The sequence below is a fragment of the Streptomyces sp. NPDC050508 genome, from assembly GCF_040655155.1.
Lineage (GTDB): Bacteria > Actinomycetota > Actinomycetes > Streptomycetales > Streptomycetaceae > Streptomyces.
Genome location: NZ_JBFAJJ010000013.1, coordinates 1 through 21123 on the forward strand (window position 1 = coordinate 1; position 21123 = coordinate 21123).

Here is a 21123-nt window from a genome sequence, read left to right on the forward strand (position 1 = left end):
GCGCGGCGGCCGGTGAAGACGACGCTCGCGCCTTCCCGTACGGCCGCTCGGACGATGCCCGCGCCGATGCCCTGGCTGCCGCCGTTGACGAGGACAACCTTGTCCTCAAGGAGTCCCATGAGAGTGATGTGTCCTTCTCAGCTCTGGCGGCGCTGGGCGGCCGCCTTCAGTTCGTGGCGCAGCCGCTCGGGCTCCCAGTCCTCGGCGACGGCCTGGCGGAGGGTGTCGGCCTGGGAGGGCGGGGCGAGGCCGTCGACCGGCGGGTCGAGGTCGAGGTTGGTCGGGAAGGGGTAGCCCTCGGCGGTGGCGGCGATCACGCGGCGCAGCCAGTCCTCCGAGACGCCCTCGGCCTTGCGGCTCAGCAGCACCGGGAACAGTGCGTTCGCCATCGCCTCGCGGTCCACCGTCTCCATGGCACGGCCGAAGGCGGAGGAGACCTGCAGCAGATTGGCCATGCGCCTGATGCCGGCCGAGCGGTTGTGCCCGGCGGCGTGGAAGAGCGCCGGGTTGAAGAAGACCGCATCGCCCTTCTCCAGGGGGAGTTGGACATGGTGCGCGTCGAAGTACTCCACGAACTGCGGGAGTCGCCAGGCGAGATAGCCGGGCTCGAACTTCTGTGAGTGCGGCAGATAGAGGGTCGGGCCGGACTCGACGGGCATGTCGCAGTGGGCCACCGCACCCTGCAGGGTCAGCACCGGCGAGAGCCGGTGGACGTGCGCGGGATAGGCCGCCGCCTGCTCCTGGGAGAGGAAGCCGAGGTGGTAGTCGCGGTGGACGTTCTGTGCCGCACCGCCCGGGTTGACCACGTTGACCTGCGAGGTGACCTGGTAGGCGGGGCCGAGCCAGGCCTCGGAGATCAGCTCCAGGATGTCGTTGGCGTAGTAGTCCGCGAACACCTCCGGCGCCCGTACGGCCACCTTGTCCAAGGCGTTCCAGACCCGGTCGTTCGCGCCGGGCTTGGCGAAGTGGTCACCGCGGGCCGCACCGCTCGCCCGCTCCTCCTCGATCAGCGCACGGAAGGCCTCGGACGCCCGGTCCACGACCGCCTCGTCCGGGAACGCGCCCTTGAGGACCACGATGCCGGGCCCGTCCAGCAGAGCACGCACCAACTCGTCCTGCACGCTCCGGCGGCCCTCCGGGGAGGTGGCCAGGGAGCGGAGCCGGTCGCTGTCGTAGAGCGGGACGTTCTGTTCGATCCGCTCGGCCGAGGGGTGGTCGGCGAGGTCGGTGCGCTGCTCCACGAGTGAGCGGAACGCGTCGAGATCGCAGTCCGCCTCGGTCAGCCAGGTCCGCGTCGCTGCGGTTACGGGAGACATCCGGGTCCCTTTCGCTGTCGGTGCGTTTCTGCCAGTCTTGAGAACCCAAACCCATCATTCAATGCTTGCCGCTACATCAAAAGTGCATCATCGGTCCGGGAGATCACTCATGCGACATCCGTACCCGATCAGGGAAATCGCCCGGCAGGCCGGGTTGAGCACGGCCACCGTGGACCGTGTCCTCAACCAGCGGGGCAACGTCACGGAGAACACCATCAGAGAGGTCCAGGAAGCCATCAGCGACCTGGACCGCCAGCAGAGCCAGGTCCGGCTCGGTGGCCGCACCTTCATGATGGACATCGTGATGCAGAGCCCGGCACGGTTCTCCACCGCCGTACGGGACGCACTCGAAGCCGAGCTGCCCTCGCTGCATCCCGCTCACGTGCGCTCCCGCTTCCACTTCCGCGAGACCTGCCCGCCCGCCGAACTGATCGGAACCCTGGACGGAATCGCGAAGCGCGGTACGCAGGGCGTGATCCTCAAAGCCCCCGACGAGCCGGAGATCGCGGCGGCGGTCGGCCGGCTGGTCGCGGTCGGCATCCCGGTCGTCACCCTTGTGACCGACCTGCCCCACAGCGCCCGCCTGGCGTACGTCGGCATCGACAACCGCGCGGCCGGCACGACCGCCGCCTACCTCCTAGGACAGTGGCTGGGCAAGCGGCCCGGCAACGTGCTGACCACCATCAGCCGGGGTTCCTTCCGGGGCGAGGAGGAGCGCGAGATGGGTTTCCGCAGCGCGATGCGCCTCGCCGACCCGCAGCGCTCTCTGGTGGAGGTCACCGACAGCGACGGCCTGGACGCCACCCAGCACGAACTCGTCCTGGAGGCACTCAAACGGGACGAGGACATCATCGCTGTCTACTCCGCGGGCGGCGGCAACCTCGCCACCCTCGACGCCTTCGACACGCTCGGCCGGGAATGCGCGGTGTTCATCGCCCACGACCTCGACCACGACAACACCCGCCTGCTGCGCGAGCGCCGGCTGTCCGCGGTCCTCCACCACGACCTGCGCCAGGACATGCGCCGCGCCTGCCAGATCATCATGCGCGCCCACAAGGCGCTCCCCGACGACGGCCCGTCACTGCCCTCGGCGATCCAGGTGGTCACACCGTTCAACATGCCGCCGGGGGCGCCGTCCGTACCGATGGCCGACTGACGTCGAGGAGTCGGGCGTTCGTGCGCTTCCTGCTCAAGTCCCGCTGCCGATACGGCACGTGGTGGATCAGGTGGCGATGTCCATGCGCTGGGTGCCGATGACCTTGAGCAGTTGCAGGGTCCGGTAGGCGCGGGAGTCGGGCTCGGCGGTGAAGATGACCAGCTGCTGGTCCTGGCCCGGCACGGTCAGGACGTCGAAGTCCAGGTCGATCGGCCCGACTTGGGGGTGCCGGATCTCCTGGTGGTTGTGGTGTTCGATGCGCAGCTCGTGCGAGTACCACAGCCGGGCGAAGTCCTCGCTGCCGGTGAGCAACTCGTCGACGAGGGTGCGGAGTTCGGCGTTGTCCGGGTAGCGGGCGGTGGCGACGCGCAGATAGCTGACGGCCGCGGTCACGAACCGGTGGGGCCGGGTCATGCCGTAGGCGTGGTGCTCGGCGTCGGGGTGCAGGAAGTAGCGGCGGATGACATTGCGGTCCGGGCCGGTCAGGGCGGAGAAGTCCTCGAAGAGGGCTGCCGCCAGCGGATTCCAGGCCAGGACCCGGCACGTGTTGTCGAGCACGAGGGCGCCGGCGTCGGTGAGGCGCTCCAGCAGGTTCAGTGTGCCGGGGTCCACGTCGCGGGAGGGCGCTTGCGCACGCTCGGGCGCCGCCTCTCCGGCGAGGCGGAAGAGGTGGGTGCGCTCCTGGTCGGACAGGCGCAGCGCACGGGCGATGCCGGTCAGGACGGCGTGTGAGGGATGACGTCCGCGGGCCTGTTCCAGTCGGCTGTAGTGGTCCACGGAGATGTGCGCGAGCTGGGCGACCTCTTCGCGGCGCAGCCCAGGGGTACGACGCCTGGGCCCGTGCGGCAGGCCGACGTCCTCGGGGCGTACACGTTCTCGTTTGCCGCGCAGGAACGCCGCGAGAGCCTGCTTGTCCATGGTCACCACGGTACGGCGGGGCACGCGTGGCAGCCACGGACTCCCGGTCCCTGGATACCGCCCCGGCCGCCACCGCAGGGTGAAAGCGCAGACAGAACGCCCTGGAGTACGGGGACGTACGGGCAACGACGTGAGGACAGGGCCATGCTGGTACGGCGGGTATGCACGACAGGCGCGCATGACCAGGGGGCACACCGATGAGTGCCTTGGCGACGGCGTTGGCCGCGATCGGCGTGGTGGCGCTGGTGTGCGCCGCCGCGTACGGATACCTCCTGCACACCCCCGCACCCGTCGAACCACGGCTCAGCGCCCCGGTGACGGTGGACACGATCACCGTGGCCGAGCGGACACGCACGTACCGGGCCTTCGTCCCCGCGGACCTGCCGCCCGGCGCACCCCTCCTGTTCGTCCTGCACGGCTCACAGCAGGACGGGAAGACCATTCGTACGGCCACCGGATACGGCTTCGACAGACTGGCCGAGCGGCACGGGTTCGCGGTGATCTATCCGGACGGCTACAAGCGTGGCTGGAACGACGGCCGGACCGCCGCCGTCACCCCCGCCCGCAAGGAGGACATCGACGACGAGGGCCTGATCGCCGCGCTCGTCGAGCGGTTCCGGCAGGGGCACGGCATCGACTCTGCCCGGGTGTTCGTCACCGGGTTCTCCAACGGCGGCCAGCTGGCCTTTCGCCTCGCCGCCCGGACACCGGAGCGGATCGCCGCCATCGCGGTGATCGGGGCGGGCCTGCCGACACCGGACCAGTGGGCCTTCCCGGAGCCGAAGTCCCCACTGCCCGTCCTGCTCATCGCCGGCACCCGCGACCCGATCATGCCGTACGAGGGCGGCGAGGCCAGCATCTTCGGCTTCCAGAAGCGCGGCAACGTACTCTCCGCCGAGGCCACCGCCCGAGCCTTCGCCGAGGTCAACGGCATCACCCGGCCCCCGACCAGCTGGCCACCCACCCGACCGCCCCAGGACGGGTCGGACGGCCCGTCGGTGATCGAGACCCGCTACACCCAGCCCGGCAAGGCCCCCGTCGTGGCGTTCACGGTCTCCGGCGGCGGCCACACGATCCCCAACCCCGACTACCGCTTCCCCCGGCTCATGGGCAGAACCGACCACACGTTCAACGGCCCCGCCGCCATCTGGGCGTTCTTCAGCGAGACCATGCGTCGTGACGGTCCCCCGTCATAGCGCCGATGAGGAGCACGGCCGGACCCGCGCCGATACGCTGATGGTGCTCGGCACATCAGTGCGCACCCAGCCGGAACTCCAACCGCAGCACAGGAGGAATCGTGGCCGGTCAGTTTGAGGCGACAGCCGAGATCAACCGCCCTATCGAGGAGGTCTTCGCCTTCCTTTCCGAGGGTACGAACGACCCCAAGTTCAGCCCGCGGGTCCAGGAGATCACCAAGACTCCGGAGGGGCCGACGGCCGTGGGCACGGTCTTCACGAGCACGGTCAAGGACGCCGGCATGAAGACGGGCCGGACGTTCCGGATCACCGAATTCGAGGCCCCCAACCGAATCCGCTGGACGGAGGCCTCGAAGAACGTCGTGACGGCCGACGAGGGCGGGTACGACCTGGAGTCCACCGGTCCGGGCACGACCAAGGTGCGGATCTTCAACGTCCTCGAAGGCCACGGCATCGGAAAGCTGCTGGTGGGCTTCGCACTGGGTGCGGCACGCAAGGACGCACCCGCGTTCGGGCAGCGGATCAAGACGGCGGTGGAGGCGTCCTGAGACGCTGTTCCCCGATACGGTCAGGGGGAGATCATGCGGATCACTGTGCTGGGGGGCTGTGGTGCCTGGCCGTCGGCCGGTCTGGCGTGCAGTGGTTTCCTGGTGGAGCACGAGGGATTTCGGCTCGTCATCGACCTCGGATACGCCGCCCTTCCCCGATTGCTGGAGCACACGCCCGCGCACGGCGTCGACGCGGTGCTGATCAGTCATGGACACCCCGACCACTGCGCCGACCTGAACCCGCTGCTGCGGGCCAGGGCGCTGGACGACGACCCGCCGTCCGCGCTCCCGGTCTTCGCCCCGCCCCGGGCTCTCGACGCGGTCCTCGCACTGGACCGGCCGGGAATGCTGGACGCCGCCTGTCTGCTGCACGAGTTCATACCGGGCGCGGAGTTCGAGATCGGTCCGTTCGCGGTGGCCACCCGGTCGTTGCCGCACTGGGTGCCCAACGCGGGCATGCGGCTGACAGCCGGCGGGCGGCGGCTGGCCTACACCGGTGACACCGGGCCGTCCCCCGACATCACGGACCTGGCGCGGGACGCCGATGTACTCATTGCCGAGGCCACCTACGCCGAGGAAGTGCCCGAGCACTCCGCCAAGTACCTGTCCAGCGCGCGGCACGCCGGCCAGTACGCCGCTCAAGCGCAGGTGGGTCGTCTCGTACTCACCCATCTGTGGCCCGGATCGGACCCGCACGACTTCGTGGACGCCGCCCGCCGGGCATACGACGGCGAGGTCATGATCGCCGACAGCGGTCTCGTCATCGACCTCCACTGAAGGCCGTCGAGGGGCGGCTGTTGTACGCCTCCACTGTCAGGAGCGGACGGCCCGAGGTCAGGGCCCGGACCGGCCAGGACAAGGTGACGGTTTGCGACTCGGCGGGCAGCAGCCACAGGTAGTTGTGGCTGTACAGCGTCGGCAGCACGCGCCGGCCGGTCGTGTCGTTCGTCAGGGAGAGACGGACCATGGCGGCTACGGCCGGACCGTCGTTCCGTACGGTGGCGGTCAGTTCGGCACGGGTTCCGGAGCGGGACAGGCGTCCGATCGTCGCGGAGACCTTCGTCCGTGGTGCGCTGCTCAACGTCTGCATGGCGGCCGGTGTGCGATAGCGCCAGTAGGTGTTGCGCGACAGGACCCGGCCGTCACCGCCCTCCAGCGTCAGGCGCAGGAGATGCAGGTCGGGCAGGTCGTCGGTCCAGGGTGCGGTGAACGCCTTCGCGGTCGCGGCCGGTGACACATCCAGTCGGGCGCTCGCGTTCCCGCCGAGCCGACGGCCCGTCAGATCGATCAACTGCGCTGAGACCACGGCGTTCTTCAGGCCGTCGCGCGTGTGGTTGACCGCGATGACCTGCCCCTCGGGATCGGCCTGGACGTGGAGCGGCTCGCAGGCCGAACGGGCGCCGTAGTACGTGCCGTTGACGTCGAAGTCGTAGTCGTAGGTCTGCCAGACCGTGCTGTGCCATGCCGGGTGGGACATCCACAGCATGAGACCGCTGGCGTTGTCCCAGAGGTTCGCGTTCCAGGCCTCGAACATGGCGCGCGTGTTCTCGTAGTTGACGAACTGGGCCTTGCGCGCGAAGTCGTCCAGGCCGGTGGTCGCGCCGAGGCGTGCTTCTACGGCCGCCTTGTACGTCTGCGGTGCCTGGTTCCCGCGCTCGCTCCAGTCGTGGTAGTACCACGCGCCGCGGATCGGCCACTCGGGCTCGTCGCCCGTCATGTTGCGCATGCTGGCGGCGGTGGAGACGACGGGCATGCCGATCTCGGTGTGGAAGCCGAAGTCCTTGCTGCCGTAGGTGGTGGGGTCGAAGTACTTCTCCGGTTCCACCCAGCCGTACGGGCCGCCGCCGGTGATGATGCCGCCGGCCGAGTTGTTCTGATAGAGGATGCCGGGGGCCTGTCCCTCCACGGCCTCGCGCATGCCCTGGTCGATGGCGGCGGGCGGGTTGCCCTCGTTGGCCCCGCACCAGATGACCACGCTGGGGTGGATGCGGTAGCGCAGGACGGTGTCCCGCGCGATCGAGTTGAAGGCGTCGTGGTCCGGCGGGTCCATGCCCCACGCGTTGGGGAAGTCGTTCCAGACCAGGATTCCGTGCTCGTCGCAGGCGGCGAAGAACTCCTCCCGGTCGGACGTGCCCACCCAGTTGCGGATCATGGTGAAGTTCATGTCCCGGTGCATCCGCACGGCCGCGTCCATCCGCTCCGGCGGCATCCGGCGGAGCAGCTCGTCCCAGCCCCAGTTGCCGCCGCGGGCGAGCACCCGCACTCCGTTCACGCTGATCTTCAATGGATCGGGGGTGTTGGACACCGACTTCACGTCGGTCCAGGTGTCCGCGTCGTCCGACACCTGGATCACGTACGTCTTCGGGTAGGCCGACTCCCAGAGGATCGCGACCCGGTCGAAACGTTTCGAGGCCCCGAGGTCGACCTGGATCCACTGGTGGTCCTCGTACTCCGAGGACCAACGGGTGCTCGTGTCACCGTCGGTGGCGTGCGCGGCCGGGTGGTCCGGATCCTCGGTGGACGCGGTCGTCTTCTGGTGCAGGGCCAGGTCGGTGCCGGGGGCGGCGCTGTCGATGACACCGAGGGACCACAGTGAATTGCCCCAACTGGTGTTGCGCAGCCCGCAGTTGATACGGACGTAACGGGCGGTCCGGACAGCGAAGTCCTCCACCTGGAGGCTCGCGTTGCCGTTGTTGAAGGGCAGCGGAACCGCGCTGTTGTCCACCGACGCGGCATCGGTCCACGTGGCGTTGTCGGGGGAGACCTGCACCACGAAGGTCTTCGCGTACGCCTGTTCCCACACCAGGTCGATCCCGTCGAAGGACTGCACGGACCCCAGGTCGACCCGGATCCACTGGTCGTCCGCGTAGGCCGAGGACCAGCGGGTGCCGGGATCGCCGTCGGTCACGTTGGCCGGACCGTGGTCGTCCCCGTCCGTAGTCGAAGCGTCGGCCTGCGCGTGCAGGGCGAGGTCGGTGGCGGGCCGGGCACTGTCGCGTACGGCCAGGGTCCACAGGGAGTTTCCCCAACCCGACGCCCTAGTAAGGCACTTGACGCGCACGTACCGGGCCTGTTGCCGGTCGAAGGGCACGGACTGGGTATAGGTGTCACCGGAGTTGGCGAACGGCAGCGGCACCTCGTACGCGTAGCCGAACTGGCGGATGCCGAACCGGGTGGTGCGGCGGTCACTCTCGGAGCCGTCGAGCATGGCGGTGATGGTGAGCTTGTGGAGGGCCGGGTCACCCAAACCGTTGGGCCACCACAACTCCGGGTCGCGCAGCCGTAGTTGACCGAAGGCGTCAGGGGTGAACGTGACCTCGACGCTCTCACCCGCCGGCACGGTGACGACCTTGCTGACCCGTACGTCGTCGAAGGAGGCGGAGACCGTCGTCCGGTGGTCGGCGGAGTCGGCGTTGCGGACCGGGACGACGATCGTCAGCTCGGCGACCGACACCTGGGGCAGGTCCGGCAGGACGGAGTCGACCCGCGGATCGCCGATCACGACATGGCCGGTCGATCTCAGCCGGACGTGGTTCCAGATGCCGGCGGCCCGGTCGCGTACCGCCGGCATCCAGTCCCAGCCCGAAGAGGCCAGGTAGGTGGGGGAGTTGAGGTTCATCTGGTTGGCACCCGCGTCCACCCAGGACTCGCCAGCGGGGCCCTTGTCGCCGGGGCTGCCGGGTACCGGCATGGGCGTGATTTTCACCGCGAGCGCGTTCGCCCCGCCGCCGGTCGCGAGCAGCTCCGTCACGCCGTGGGCCGAGCGGGCGAAGGGGTACGTCAGACCGCCCACGTGGTGACCGTTGAGCCAGATGTCGGCCGTGTGGTTGATGCCGTCGAACTCCAGCCAGATCCGGCGCCCGGCCCCGGTCCGCAGGCTGCGCGGCACCTCGAAGTCCCGCTTGTACCACCACGAATGGCGTGACAGGGCCTCGGGGATGTGGAGGTTGTTCAGTCCGACCACGGGGTCGGGCAGCCTGCCCTGGTCCACGAGTGAGCCGAGTACCGTGCCGGGCACGGTGGCCGGCAGCCAACCGCTGGTGTCGACGGACGTCTTCGACAACTCCGTGCCGTCGGCGCCGGCCCAGTCGTCGAGCGTCAGCCGCCAGCCGGACTCCACCGGAACCGTGCCGTCCTCGGCCACCGCCAGCTCGGGTGCCGGTCCGGAGTCGGTGCCCCAGTCCGTCCAGCCCGTCGCCGACGGCCGGTGCCCTTTTGCGGTGCCGTAGACCTCGAAGCCGTTCAGGCCAAGGGGGTTGGGGTTGGAGCGCCGGAGCGAGGTCATGCGTACCCAGCGTGCGGTGACCGGGCGCGGAGGCTGGATGGTCACCACGCCGCCCGTGCCCGCCGTGGTGCGGTACACGCTGGTCCAGGACGCGTGATCGGTCGACGTCTCGACGACGTACTCGACCGCGTAACTCGACTGGATCTCCTTGCCTGTTGTGCCGTCGGCCGGATTGCCCGTGGCGGGGGGCGTGAACACCGGGTCGCTCGCATCGGCCTCGAAGGTCAGGCGGATCGACGTGACGTCGCACGCGGCCTGCAGATCGATCGAGATCCACTGCGGGTCCCCCGCCGCGGCCCGCCAGCCACTGCCGCGCACACCCGGTGAGGCGAGCCGGTCCACCACGAACGAACCCGGGGTGGGTGCGTAGGCCGTCGAGGACACGGACACGGGGCGGTGGAGCGCGAGTTCACCGGGGGAGGGGGCCGCGGCGGCCGACATGGGCGACCGGAAACCGAGACCGAACCCCGCAAGCAGGGTGGAACCCGTGGTGACGAAGGAACGGCGCGACAGGCGTGGTGAACTCGGCTGATCCGTCATGAGCGTGATGTCCCATCAGACGTCGGCGGCACTGACAACGTTGCCAAAGGCTGGGACGAGAGGGAAGCTCTGTCAACCCCTGGTGCAAGGTTCGACCTTCCTTCTAATAAATTAGGAATTAATGTTGACAGGGTTTCGGACGCGCGCCACAGTCGTCGCCGTGACGCCGGAAGTCCTCTGCCGCAGCGCGGCCCGCGTCACGTCCTCCTGCTTCCCAACCCTCGGGAGAGGCAAGTGACTTCACACCCGCAGGTCCGCACACCCGCGGCTTCGAGACGGACGCGCCGAGCCACCGTCGTCGCCATCGCGACCGTACTGGCGGCGACCGCGGCCCCGGTGGCCACGGCGCAGACCGGCGTCGACCAGGGCGCACCCGACTACTACGACAGCGGCCTCGCGCCGACGCCCTACATGGGCTGGAACACCTACTACGGTCTGGGCGCGCCCACCGAGCAGCAGGTGCGCAGTGCCGCGGACAAGCTGGTCAACAGCGGTCTGCGGGACGCCGGTTACGACATCGTGTGGCTCGACGGCGGCTGGCAGGCCGACAACCCGCGTGATGCCGACGGCCGGTTGGTCGCCAACCCGGACCGCTTCCCGTCCGGCATACCCGCGTTGGTCTCCTACCTTCACCAGCGAGGCCTCAAGGCGGGCATCTACACCGACGCCGGCACCTACGACGGCGGCAAGAGCTGCGGGCTCGGCAGTCGCGGGTACTACGACCAGGACGCACGGCAGTTCGCCGGCTGGAAGATCGACGCGGTCAAGGTCGACTTCCTGTGCGGCATCGGCGCCAAGCTCGATCCGGGTCCGGCGTTCAAGGAGTTCAGCGACGCGGTCGCCAAGTCCGGCCGCAAGATGCTGCTGAACCTGTGCAACCCGCTCACCGACGACTGGGGCCTGCCGCACACCCCCGAGCAGGACGCGCACAACACGTACGTCTACGGCCCGACCATCGCCGACTCCTGGCGCACCGGCACGGACATCGCCTGGGGCACCCCGAGCCCCGGCCAGTGGCCCAACATCCTGCGCAACATGGACGCGAACGCCTGGCACCCCGAGGCGCAGGGACCCGGTCACTACAACGACCCGGACTACCTCATCCCCATGCGTCAAATGACGGACGGAGCCCTGGAGTTGAGCCAGGAGGAGTCCACCACGCAGTACGTGATGTGGGCCGAGATGGCCTCGCCGCTCGTCCTGGGATCCGACCCGCGCACCCTGTCGGACTCGATGCTCGCCACCCTGCGCAACCCGGAGATCATCGCCGTCGACCAGGATCCGTTGGCGATCCAGGGCGTGCGGGTGGCCTCGGACTCGGTCGGCGACGTGTACAGCAAGGTGCTGGAAGGACACGGACGGCGCGCGGTTGTCCTGCTCAACCGGTCCGACCAACCCGCCCTGCGCACCGTGCAGTTCGCGGACGTCGGGCTCGGCGGACCGGTCCAGGTCAGGGATCTGCGGGCACGCGCGGACCGGGGCGCGCACACGGGGTCGTACACCGTCGAGGTTCCCGCGCACGGCACCGCGTTCCTGAAGCTGACCGGGGCGGACGCCCTGCCCGGTACGAACCTGGGCGCGAAGGCCACGGCGAGCCCGGCCGTCGTCCGCGACGGCGACACGCTCACGACGTTCCTGCGCGGACCGCATGGGTCGCTCGTCCAGCACGCGGATGCCGGAGTGCGGGATCTCGGCGGTCCCGCGAAGGGCGGGATCCTCGGCCAGCCCGCCGCGTACGCCTCGGCCGGCGGCCGGATCGACGTCTTCGTGCGTGGCGCCGACTCCCGGGTCTACCGGCGGGTCTACGTCGGCGGTCGCTGGGGTGCGTGGCAGGGCCTGGGCGGTCAGGTGGCCGATGCGCCGTCGGTGGCGTTCACCGACTCCGGGAACTGGACGCTGTTCGCCACCGGCTCCGACGGGCAGGTCGTGCAGCGCGGCCCGTCGTCCGCCTGGACCTCGCTCGGCGCACCCGACGGCAGGCCGGTGTACGGCCGCCCGTCCGCCGTCGTCGACGCCCAGGGTCGGGTTCATGTGGCCGTGCGCAGCGCGGCCGACGACGTGTGGACGCGGACCCGGGAAACGTCGGGGGAGTGGTCGCCGTGGGTGTCGGTCGGCGGGACCGTCAGCGGGAGTCCGACGCTGGTCGCCGTAGGGGACGCCGTAGTGCTGTACGTGCGGGCCGCCGACTACACGCTCTGGCAGCAGCGGTACGAGAACGGTGCCTGGCAGGGCTGGACCAAGCAACAGGCCTTCCCCAGCGCCGCGTTCGACGGTGCGCTCGGGGCGGTGGCCGGGCCGGACGGGACGGTCGACGCGGTGTTCCGCGGAGTCGACGGCTACGTCCACCTGACCCAGTTCAAATAAATTAGTAATTATTCTTGACGTGGTGGGGACGCCACGTGAACCTGGATCCGCGCGGGATCCACAGGGAGCCATCCATGACGAACCATCAGCCAGACCGACGCCGATTCCTCGCCGGACTCGGTGCCGCGGGGACGGCGGCGCTGCTCAGCGGCTGTGTCACCTCCACCTCCTCCGGCAAGAGCTCCTCGAAGGGCGCGGTGACACTCCAGTCCAACCTCTCCGCCCCGCAGGCCAAGACCGCGATGGAGGACCTCGTCGCCGCGTACGGCAAGAAGGGGTCGGAGCGCGCGAGCCTCAACACGGTCGCCGCGGAGACCTTCCGCACCCAGCTGCCGACGTACCTCACCTCGGCCAACCCGCCGGACGTGTACACCTGGTACCCCGGCTCGGTGGCGGACGCCTACGCCAAGAAGAACCTGCTGCTCGACCTCGACGAGGCGTGGACCACGTCGCCCGACCTCAAGCGCTACACCAAGGCGCTCAACTCGCTGTGCACCGCGAGCTCCGGCAAGAAGGTGTTCGTGCCCAACACCTACTACTGGTGGGGCATGTTCTACCGGAAGTCCAACTTCGCCAAGTGGGGTGTGAGCGAGCCCAAGACCTGGGACGAGTTCCTCGACCTGTGCGACAAGCTCAAGAGCAAGGGCGTCAACCCGATCGGGCTGGGAGCCGGCGGTGGCACGGCCTGGGTGGCCTCGGCCTGGTTCGACTACCTCGACATCCGCATCAACGGCGCTCAGTACCACCGTGAACTCCTCGCAGGGAAGCACCGGTTCGACGACCCCGAGGTGCGCAAGGTCTTCGACCGCTGGCAGGAGGTGCTGCCGTACTTCGATCCGAACGGCGCCGCCGTCGCCTTCCAGGACGCGTCGACCTCCCTGCTCAACGGCCGCAGCGGCATGATGCTCATCGGCACCTTCTTCGCCGACGCGACCCCCAAGAGCGCCCTCGCCGACGTCGACTTCTTCCGCTTCCCGATCATCGACTCCAAGGTCCCGCTCGCCGAAGAGGCGCCAGTGGACGGCTACTTCGCCAGCGCCCGCACCGGCCGCCACGACCAGGTGATCGACCTGATGAAGTACCTCGCCACCGCCGAGGCCCAGGAGATCTACATCAAGGGCTCCTCCGGCACCGTCCTGCCCTGCAACCCCGACGCGAAGGACGCGGGCACCGCTCTGGTCAAGAAGGGCCGCAAGCACGTCGCGGAGGCGACCGAGGTCACCCAGTTCTTCAACCGGGACTCCAGCGACGCCCTCCAGCCCACCGCGGACAACGCGTTGACGAAGTTCCTGGCCAAGCCCAAGTCGATCGGCAGCATCCTCACCGACTGGCAGCGCGACGCCGAGAAGATCTGGAACGCCTGACATGGCCGTCCTGACCGCGCCCGACCGGAAGTCCCCGGCCCGCACGCCCGCCACGGGCAAGCGGCCCCGGGGCCCCCGGCGCACACCCCCGCTGGTGCTCGCCTTCGTCCTCGTCCCGCTCCTCGTCGAGGCGGTGTGGGTGTTCTGGCCCGCCGTGCAGGGCTTCTACCTCGCCCTGACCAAATGGGACGGCGTCTCCCCACCGCAGTTCGTCGGCCTGGACAACTTCCGGGAGATGGCCCACGACGACGTCTTCCGCAGCGCGGCCGGCCACACCGTCCTCTGGCTCGTCCTCTTCGGCGGCCTGTCCGCCCTGCTCGGCCTCGCCGCCGCACTCCTGCTCCAACAGGAGCGGCGCGGCGTCGGGTTCTACCGCGCGGCCCTGTTCCTGCCGGTCGTCTTCTCCCTGGTCGCCACCGCTCTGGTCTGGCAGGCGATCTATCAACCCGACGGCGTCCTCAACCAACTCCTCCAGTCCGTCGGTCTCGGCAGCCTGCGCCACGCGTGGCTCGCCGACCAGGACACCGCCCTGTACGCCGTGATCGTGCCCGCGTTGTGGCGCCAGATCGGCTACGTCATGGTCCTCTACCTGGCCGGCCTCAAAGGCATCGACCCGGCCCTGTACGAGGCCGCCAAGGTCGACGGCGCGAGCCCTTGGCAGCGACTGCGGCACATCACCCTGCCTCAACTCCGCAGCGTCAACGCGGTAGTTCTGTCGGTCATCGTCATCGACTCGCTGCGCTCCTTCGACGTCGTGTGGTCCCTGACCCGCGGCGGCCCCTACCACTCCTCCGAGCTGCTGAGCACCTACATGTACTCAACCGCCTTCCAGTCCCTACGACTTGGCTACGGCTCCGCACTCGCCGTCGTCATCTTCGTACTGGCCTTCGGCGTCATCTGCTCCTACCTCGTCCGCGCGTTCAGGGAGGCCGACTGATGTCCGCCAACTCCACGGCCCTGCGGCGCAAACGGGCCGCGACCGCCGGATTCCACCTGGGCGCAGGCACGTTGGCGATCCTGTGGCTGCTGCCCATTGCCCTGGTCCTGGTGACCAGCCTGCGCTCCTTCGACGACATCGCGGCGAACGGCCTGGGCAGTTGGCCGCACTCCTTCACCCTCGGCAACTTCCGCCAGGCCTGGGTCGACGGCGGCCAGCAGCGCGCCCTCATCAACAGCCTGGTCGTCACCATCCCCTGCGTCCTGATCACCCTGGCCCTCGCCGCTATGGCCGCCTTCGCCCTCAGCCGCTACGAACTTCCCTTCCGCCGCTCCCTGTTGCTCCTCATGCTCGGCGGCAACCTGCTCCCACCGCAGATCCTGCTCATCCCGGTGTCCAAGCTCAGCGAGGTGATGGGCGTCTTCGACACCCTGCCCGCACTCATTGGCGTGCAGATCGGCTTCGGCGTCGGCTTCTACGTCTTCGTCCTGCACGGGTTCATGCGGTCGATCCCGGCGGAGATCCAGCAGGCGGCGGTCGTCGACGGCGCAGGGCCCTGGCAGATCTTCTGGCGGATCATCCTTCCGCTGACCCGCCCCGCCCTGGCCGCGCTCAGCGCCCTGTCCTTCACCTGGATCTTCAACGACCTGCTCTGGGCGATCACCGTGCTGCGCAGCGACACCAAGATGCCGATCACCGCCGCCCTTATCGGACTTCAGGGGCAGTTCGTGTCGATGTGGAACGTCATCGCGGCCGGCTCCGTCATCGCCGCCGCGCCCACGGTCGCCGTGTTCCTGCGCTTCCAGCGCCACTTCGTGGCCGGGCTCAACCTCGGGGCGGTGAAGTGACGTACCAGCGCTGGACCTTGCGCACGGAGAACACCAGCTACACCGTGCGCCTGTCCCCGGACGGCCCCTGGGCCGAACTCGACGCATGGGGACCGCTCGGCGTCGAGGACGGTCCGTCCGCCCTGGACTGGTCGAGGCGCACGCACTTCATCACGCCCGCCGACGCGGCGCCGGCCGAGTATCTGCCGTACGGGCTGAGGCCGTTCACCGGCTCCGAGCTGGTGGCGTCCCGTCCGGACGGGGACAACCGGGGCGTGTGGTGGGAGTTCACCGGGGCGGAGGGGGACGAGGGTGCGCTACGGCTCGCCTTCCACGACGAGCTGCTGGGCCTGCGTACCGTCCTCCATTACGAGAGCGTCCCGGGTACGGATGTGATCCTCCGCTGGACGGAGTTCACCGCCACCCACGAACTGCGCCTGGAGCGACCCGACTCGGCCGCCGTGAACATCCCCGTCTCCGGCCTCGCCCGACTGACGTACCTCACGGGCCAGTGGTCGCAGGAGTTCCAGCGCACCCAACTCGACCTGCCCAGAGGCACGTTCACCATCGGCAGCCTGCAAGGTGCGCCGGGCCACGCGTACGCGCCCTGGCTCGCGGTGCAGGACGGCGAGGCGTCGGCCGCGTACGGCATCGCCCTCGCCTGGCCCGGCAACTGGCACATCACCGCCGAGGCGGAACCGGGCGGTGCCGTACGAGTACGAGCGGGTCGGGTGCCGCACGAGGGAGCGGTGCCGCTGGCACCCGGCGAAACCCTCGCCACGCCCCAACTCGCCTGCGCCTTCAGCCCGGACGGCCTCGACGGACTCTCCCGAGTCTGGCACCGCTACGAACGGCACCTCTCCGGCGCGCGCCTGCACCGCCCCCGCAAGGTCCTCTACAACTCGTGGGAGGCCACCGGCTTCGACGTCGACGCGGCCGGGCAACTGGAGCTGGCGAAGACGGCTGCCGACATCGGGGCCGAACTGTTCGTCGTGGACGACGGGTGGTTCACCGGTCGCGCCGACGACACCGGGGGACTCGGCGACTGGTGGCCGGACCCGGCGGCCTTCCCGCAGGGCTTCGGCCAATTCGTCGCGGATGTTCGGGCGTTGGGACTGGACTTCGGCCTGTGGATCGAGCCCGAGGCCGTCAGCCCCGGGAGCCGCCTGTACGCCGAACACCCCGAGTGGGTCTACCGGATCGAGGGCCGCCCCGGCCGACTCGTCCGCAACGAACTCCTCCTCGACCTGGGCCGGACCGACGTCCAGGACTTCGTGATCGGGACGCTCGACCGGCTGCTCGGCTCGTACGACATCAGCTACCTCAAGTGGGACATGAATCGCCCGCCCACCGAGCGGGGCCGTCCCGGTGCCGGCCGTGTCGATCTCGACGCCGAGCATGTCGCCGGGTATCTGCGTGTCCTGGACCACCTCCGTTCCGCCCACCCCGATGTCACGGTCGAGGGCTGCGCGGGCGGTGGCGGGCGGATCGAGCACGCGGCCATCGCGCGCACCGACGTGGTCTGGCCCAGCGACAACACCGCACCGCTGGACCGGCTTTCGACCCAGTACGGCTTCCTCCACGCGCACGCCCCGCACGTCATGAGCTCCTGGGTCACCGACGCGCCCGGCATCTTCGACCCACGCCCGCGCAGTCTCGCCTTCCGCTTCGTCAACGCCATGTGCGGGGTGCTCGGCGTCGGCGCCGACCTGCGCGCCTGGACGCCGGAGCAGCGGGCCGAGGCGGCTCGGTGGATCGGCCGGTACAAGGAGGTGCGGGACGTGATCCATCACGGCGAGGCACGGCTCCTCGGTGCGCTGGAGGACCCGAGCTGCGGCGTGCAGTACGACGCCGGTGACCGCACGGTCGTCGCCGCACTGAGCACCGGGCGTCTCGACGGGGCCCCGCTCATGCCGGGGCGCCCGGACCGGCTCCGGTTGCGCGGGCTCGAACCGGCGGCGGGCTACCGGGACACGGCGACCGGGACGACGTACAGCGGAGCCCATCTGCTGCACTACGGGCTGCCGTTCGCGTGGAGTGTCGATCATGATGCCGACCTGGTCGTGCTGATACGTGAGTGAGCCCCGTATGTTTCCCAGCAAGCCCTTGCTCGCGAAGGACGCGAAGGAGTCGATCCCCACGATGGAGCAGTCCGTACGACGGCACGGCGCCCGTTTCACCGGACGCACGGCCGTGGTCACCGGAGCGGCCTCCGGCATCGGAGCCGCCACGGCCGTACGCCTCGCCGAGGAGGGAGCCGCCGTCGTGCTCGCCGACATCGCCGAGGAGCGGGGCGAGGCGGTGGCGGAGCGGATCGGGAAGGACGGCGGGCGGGCGCGGTTCGTGGCCGCCGATGTCGCGGTCGAGGACGACTGGGCGCGGATCGTCGGCGCCGCGCACGCCTTCGGGCCCGTCGACGTCCTCGTCAGCAACGCCTTCACCGTCGACGTCACACCCGCTCACAAGATGACCGTGCCGTCCTGGCAGCGGCAGCTCGACGTCAATCTGACCGGCAGCTTCCTCGGCTTCCGGGCGGTGCTGCCCGACCTGGAGGAGCGGCGGGGCGCGGTGGTGCTGACCTCGTCCGTGCACGCCCACAAGGGCATACCCGGGCATCCCGCCTACGCCGCCGCCAAGGGAGCCCTGCTCTCCCTGTGCAGTCAACTCGCCGTCGAATACGGGCCTGTTGTGCGCGTCAACGCCGTCCTGCCGGGACCGATACTGACTGCCGCCTGGGACAGGGTGCCGCCCGAGGAACGGGAACGCAGCATCGCCGAGACGGCCGTACGCCGCTTCGGCACGCCTGAGGAAGTGGCCGCGGCCATCGCGTTCCTCAGCGCCGACGAAGCCTCCTTCATCACCGGCACGAGTCTCGTGGTGGACGGCGGCTGGAGCGTCGTCAAGGCCTCCGCATGACCACGCTCCCCAACCAGCAGAAAGGCTGTACGACATGACGCCCTATGCCCGTCGAGGCGTGCACGGCCAGACCGTGGAACTCCTCGCCCGCCGCATCCTGGGCGGTGAGATCCCCGAGGGGGCCACGCTGGATCTCGTGGCGCTGCAGAGCGAGTTGGACGTGAGCCTGACCGCGTTGCGCGAGTCGCTGAAGGTGCTCGCGGCCAAGGGGATGGTCGACGCCCGGCAGCGGCGCGGCACCTTCGTACGCCCCCGCGCCGAGTGGAACCTGCTCGACGCCGACGTGCTGCGCTGGCAGTTCGAGGGCGCCTCCACTTCAGAGTCCGACCGTGCACTGCTGCACAACCTCGCCGAAGTACGCGCCATCATCGAACCCGCCGCCGTGCGCCTGGCCGCCCAGCGCCGCACCGACGCGGACCTGGCCGCCCTCGACGGCGCCCTCGACGCGATGGGGGAGGAGGGCACCGGCGCCGCCCACGCCGTCGAGGCCGACCTCGCCTTCCACCGTGCCCTGCTCGCCGCCACCCACAACGAACTCCTCGAACGCATGGAGATGGTGATCGAGTCCGGCCTGGCCCACCGCGACCGCATCGTGCACAGCGCCCCACACAGCGAGGACCCCGTCCCGGCCCACCGCGCCGTACTGGACGCCGTACGCGACCAGGACCCACAGGCCGCCGAGGCCGCGATGCGCGCCCTGCTCGACCAGGCCGGCCGCGATCTGGATCGCCTCGGCGACTCCGAAGAAACGGAAGGCTCCCGGTCTCAGTGAAGATCACCCGTGTCGAGACCTTCCTCGTCCCACCCCGCTGGCTGTTCTGCCGCGTCGAGACCGACGAGGGCGTGGTCGGCTGGGGCGAACCGGTCGTCGAAGGGCGCGCCGAAGTCGTCCGCGCCGCAGTCGACGTGCTGGCCGAACACCTCGTGGGCCAGGACCCGTTGCGCATCGAGGACCACTGGCAGGTGATGTCCAAGGGCGGCTTCTACCGGGGCGGCCCGATCCTCTCCAGCGCCGTCGCCGGCCTCGACCAGGCCCTGTGGGACATCGCCGGAAAGACGTACGGCGCTCCCGTGCACGCCCTGCTGGGCGGTCCCGTGCGCGACCGCGTCCGGGTCTACGCCTGGGTCGGCGGCGACGAACCCGCCGAGCTGAGCGAGCAGATAGCCGCCCAGGTCGAGGCGGGCTTCACCGCGGTGAAGATGAACGCCGCCGGAGCCACCTCACCGATCCCCACCCCCGCCGAGACCGCCGCGATCGTCGCCCGCGTGGCCGCCGCCCGCGAGGCACTCGGCCCCGACCGCGATGTCGCCGTCGACTTCCACGGCCGCTTCACCGCCGCCGGCGCCCGCCGCGTCCTCGCCGAACTCGCCCCGCTGCACCCGCTGTTCGTGGAGGAACCCGTCCTGCCCGAGCACGGCCATCAGCTGGCCGGCCTGGTCGCGTCGAGCCCGGTTCCGCTCGCCACCGGTGAACGCCTCTACGGACGCGCCGAGTTCCTGCCCCCGCTCGCCGCGGGCATCGCCGTCGCCCAACCCGACCTGTCCCACGCGGGCGGCATCTCGGAGGTGCACCGCATCGCCTCGCTCGCGGAGGCCTACGGCGCCCAACTCGCCCCGCACTGTCCACTCGGCCCGATCGCGCTGGCGGCCAGTCTGCAGGTCGCGTTCGCCACCCCCAACTTCCTTATCCAGGAGCAGAGTCGGGGCATCCACTACAACAAGGACGCCGACCTGCTGTCCTACCTCGTCGACCCGGCGCCGTTCCGGTTCGTCAACGGCCACGCCCTGCGCGGCGACATCCCCGGCCTCGGCATCACGATCGACGAGGCCGCCGTACGCGCCGCCGACCGCACCGGTCACGCCTGGCGCAACCCCGTGTGGCGGCACCCCGACGGCTCGTTCGCGGAGTGGTGACCGTGCCGTTGGACATCGTTATCGACCGTGCGCACGGCGGGCGTTGGACCTCACTGCGCACAACGGCGGGGCGCGAATGGCTGTGGCGGCGTGAGGCACCGGAGCGGGAGAAGGCGTCACCGGGCGATGCCTTTGTCGACGCGGGCGGACTGGAGGAATGCATCCCCACGGTTCGGGGCGCTCCGGACCATGGGGACGCCTGGTCGCGGCCTTGGGTGCGCGAGGGAGAAGCGGATGTCCTCCACTGCGACCGCTTCACTCTCGCGCGCACGGTGCGTGCCACCACCGACGGGGCCGTGGCCGACTACGTTCTGAAGGCCGACGCGGGCTTCCGTTTCGTGTGGGCTGCTCATGCTCTGCTCGACCTATCCGACAGTGCGCTTCTGCGCATCCGCGACGGCGCGCGCACCCGGGTCTTCCCCGAGGCGGCACGGCTGTTGGACCGGGCGTGGCCGGACGGTGCCTCATGGGTGGAGGGCGACTGGCCCGTGCCGTGCGGGCTGCGCCTGGACCGTTTCGGCCCGGATGACGGCACCGCCGTAGGAGCCGTCGTGGACGCTTCTCGCTGCTGTGTGCACGACGGAGTCGACCGTCTCGCCGTAGCTCTCGAAGCCGACGGACAGCCCGTGTCCATCGCCCTGTGGCGCAACTTGGGCGGCTTTCCCGCCGCGTACCCCTACCGCAGCACCGGTGTGGAACCGATGCTCGGCCGCGTCTTCGACCTCGCCGAGGCGGGTCCTGATGACGCCGCCCGGGTGCCCGCCTCGGGCGAGGTGCGGTGGCGGCTGACGCTGTCCACGAACTGCCGTTGTGCCTGAACCGACCTGTACAGGAAGGGAATT

16 protein-coding genes and 1 pseudogene are annotated in these 21123 nt (G+C 69.9%); 13 read left to right on the forward strand and 4 right to left on the reverse strand.

Annotation, left to right across the window (positions count from 1 at the left end; translation table 11 throughout):
• Nucleotides 1–119, reverse strand: a pseudogene (locus AB0I69_RS32005) (short-chain dehydrogenase); the annotation flags it as partial.
• 18 nt (nt 120–137) lie between these two features.
• The gene (locus tag AB0I69_RS32010) at nt 138–1316 is read right to left on the reverse strand and encodes a phytanoyl-CoA dioxygenase family protein (protein WP_363099224.1); all 1179 of its coding nucleotides are present in this window, start codon (nt 1314–1316) and stop codon (nt 138–140) included.
• Between the two features lie 109 nt (nt 1317–1425).
• Between AB0I69_RS32010 and AB0I69_RS32015 the strand changes: the two genes are divergently transcribed.
• Entirely contained in the window at nt 1426–2472 is a 1047-nt protein-coding gene (locus tag AB0I69_RS32015; RefSeq protein WP_363099225.1) for a LacI family DNA-binding transcriptional regulator, read from the forward strand.
• Between the two features lie 66 nt (nt 2473–2538).
• Here the strand turns inward: AB0I69_RS32015 and AB0I69_RS32020 are convergent, their stop codons facing one another.
• Nucleotides 2539–3390 carry a helix-turn-helix transcriptional regulator gene (locus AB0I69_RS32020; RefSeq protein ID WP_363099226.1) on the reverse strand — a complete coding sequence of 284 codons (852 nt, stop codon included), beginning with the start codon at nt 3388–3390 and terminating at the stop codon, nt 2539–2541.
• A 197-nt stretch (nt 3391–3587) separates the two neighbouring features.
• On the opposite strand from AB0I69_RS32020, the gene AB0I69_RS32025 reads away from it, so the two are divergent.
• The 3 genes from AB0I69_RS32025 (at nt 3588) to AB0I69_RS32035 (ending at nt 5911) form a co-directional block, all read left to right on the forward strand.
• Complete coding sequence (locus AB0I69_RS32025) at nt 3588–4586, forward strand: alpha/beta fold hydrolase (RefSeq protein ID WP_363099227.1); 999 nt, start codon at nt 3588–3590, stop codon at nt 4584–4586.
• Between the two features lie 101 nt (nt 4587–4687).
• On the forward strand, nt 4688–5134 hold the full coding sequence (locus tag AB0I69_RS32030; protein WP_363099228.1) for an SRPBCC family protein: 447 nt from the start codon (nt 4688–4690) through the stop codon (nt 5132–5134).
• Nucleotides 5135–5167: 33 nt separating this feature from the next.
• Nucleotides 5168–5911 carry an MBL fold metallo-hydrolase gene (locus AB0I69_RS32035; RefSeq protein WP_363099229.1) on the forward strand — a complete coding sequence of 248 codons (744 nt, stop codon included), beginning with the start codon at nt 5168–5170 and terminating at the stop codon, nt 5909–5911.
• Here AB0I69_RS32035 and AB0I69_RS32040 read toward each other — a convergent pair.
• On the reverse strand, nt 5895–9959 hold the full coding sequence (locus tag AB0I69_RS32040; protein ID WP_363099230.1) for a discoidin domain-containing protein: 4065 nt from the start codon (nt 9957–9959) through the stop codon (nt 5895–5897). The two genes, AB0I69_RS32035 and AB0I69_RS32040, sit on opposite strands and share 17 nt — an antisense overlap.
• 234 nt (nt 9960–10193) lie before the next feature.
• On the opposite strand from AB0I69_RS32040, the gene AB0I69_RS32045 reads away from it, so the two are divergent.
• From AB0I69_RS32045 to AB0I69_RS32085, 9 genes are all read left to right on the forward strand, one after another.
• Nucleotides 10194–12323 carry a glycoside hydrolase family 27 protein gene (locus AB0I69_RS32045; protein WP_363099231.1) on the forward strand — a complete coding sequence of 710 codons (2130 nt, stop codon included), beginning with the start codon at nt 10194–10196 and terminating at the stop codon, nt 12321–12323.
• A 74-nt stretch (nt 12324–12397) separates the two neighbouring features.
• Nucleotides 12398–13687: an extracellular solute-binding protein gene (locus AB0I69_RS32050; protein WP_363099232.1), complete on the forward strand. Its 1290-nt coding sequence runs from the start codon at nt 12398–12400 to the stop codon at nt 13685–13687.
• Between the two features lies 1 nt (nt 13688).
• Nucleotides 13689–14624, forward strand: a complete 936-nt coding sequence (locus tag AB0I69_RS32055) for a sugar ABC transporter permease (protein ID WP_363099233.1) — start codon at nt 13689–13691, stop codon at nt 14622–14624.
• A complete protein-coding gene (locus tag AB0I69_RS32060) occupies nt 14624–15472 on the forward strand; it encodes a carbohydrate ABC transporter permease (RefSeq protein ID WP_363099234.1) in 849 nt (282 codons plus the stop codon). Before AB0I69_RS32055 ends, AB0I69_RS32060 begins: the two co-directional genes overlap by 1 nt.
• Complete coding sequence (locus AB0I69_RS32065) at nt 15469–17532, forward strand: alpha-galactosidase (RefSeq protein ID WP_363099235.1); 2064 nt, start codon at nt 15469–15471, stop codon at nt 17530–17532. The genes AB0I69_RS32060 and AB0I69_RS32065 overlap by 4 nt, the downstream gene beginning before the upstream one ends.
• A 61-nt stretch (nt 17533–17593) precedes the next feature.
• The gene (locus AB0I69_RS32070) at nt 17594–18367 is read left to right on the forward strand and encodes an SDR family NAD(P)-dependent oxidoreductase (protein ID WP_363099482.1); all 774 of its coding nucleotides are present in this window, start codon (nt 17594–17596) and stop codon (nt 18365–18367) included.
• A gap of 34 nt (nt 18368–18401) precedes the next feature.
• Nucleotides 18402–19139 carry a FadR/GntR family transcriptional regulator gene (locus AB0I69_RS32075; protein ID WP_363099236.1) on the forward strand — a complete coding sequence of 246 codons (738 nt, stop codon included), beginning with the start codon at nt 18402–18404 and terminating at the stop codon, nt 19137–19139.
• Nucleotides 19136–20281, forward strand: coding sequence for a galactonate dehydratase (gene dgoD, locus AB0I69_RS32080; RefSeq protein ID WP_363099237.1), 1146 nt, complete (start codon nt 19136–19138; stop codon nt 20279–20281). Before AB0I69_RS32075 ends, dgoD begins: the two co-directional genes overlap by 4 nt.
• Nucleotides 20278–21099, forward strand: coding sequence for a hypothetical protein (locus tag AB0I69_RS32085; protein WP_363099238.1), 822 nt, complete (start codon nt 20278–20280; stop codon nt 21097–21099). Before dgoD ends, AB0I69_RS32085 begins: the two co-directional genes overlap by 4 nt.
• Nucleotides 21100–21123: the final 24 nt, after the last annotated feature.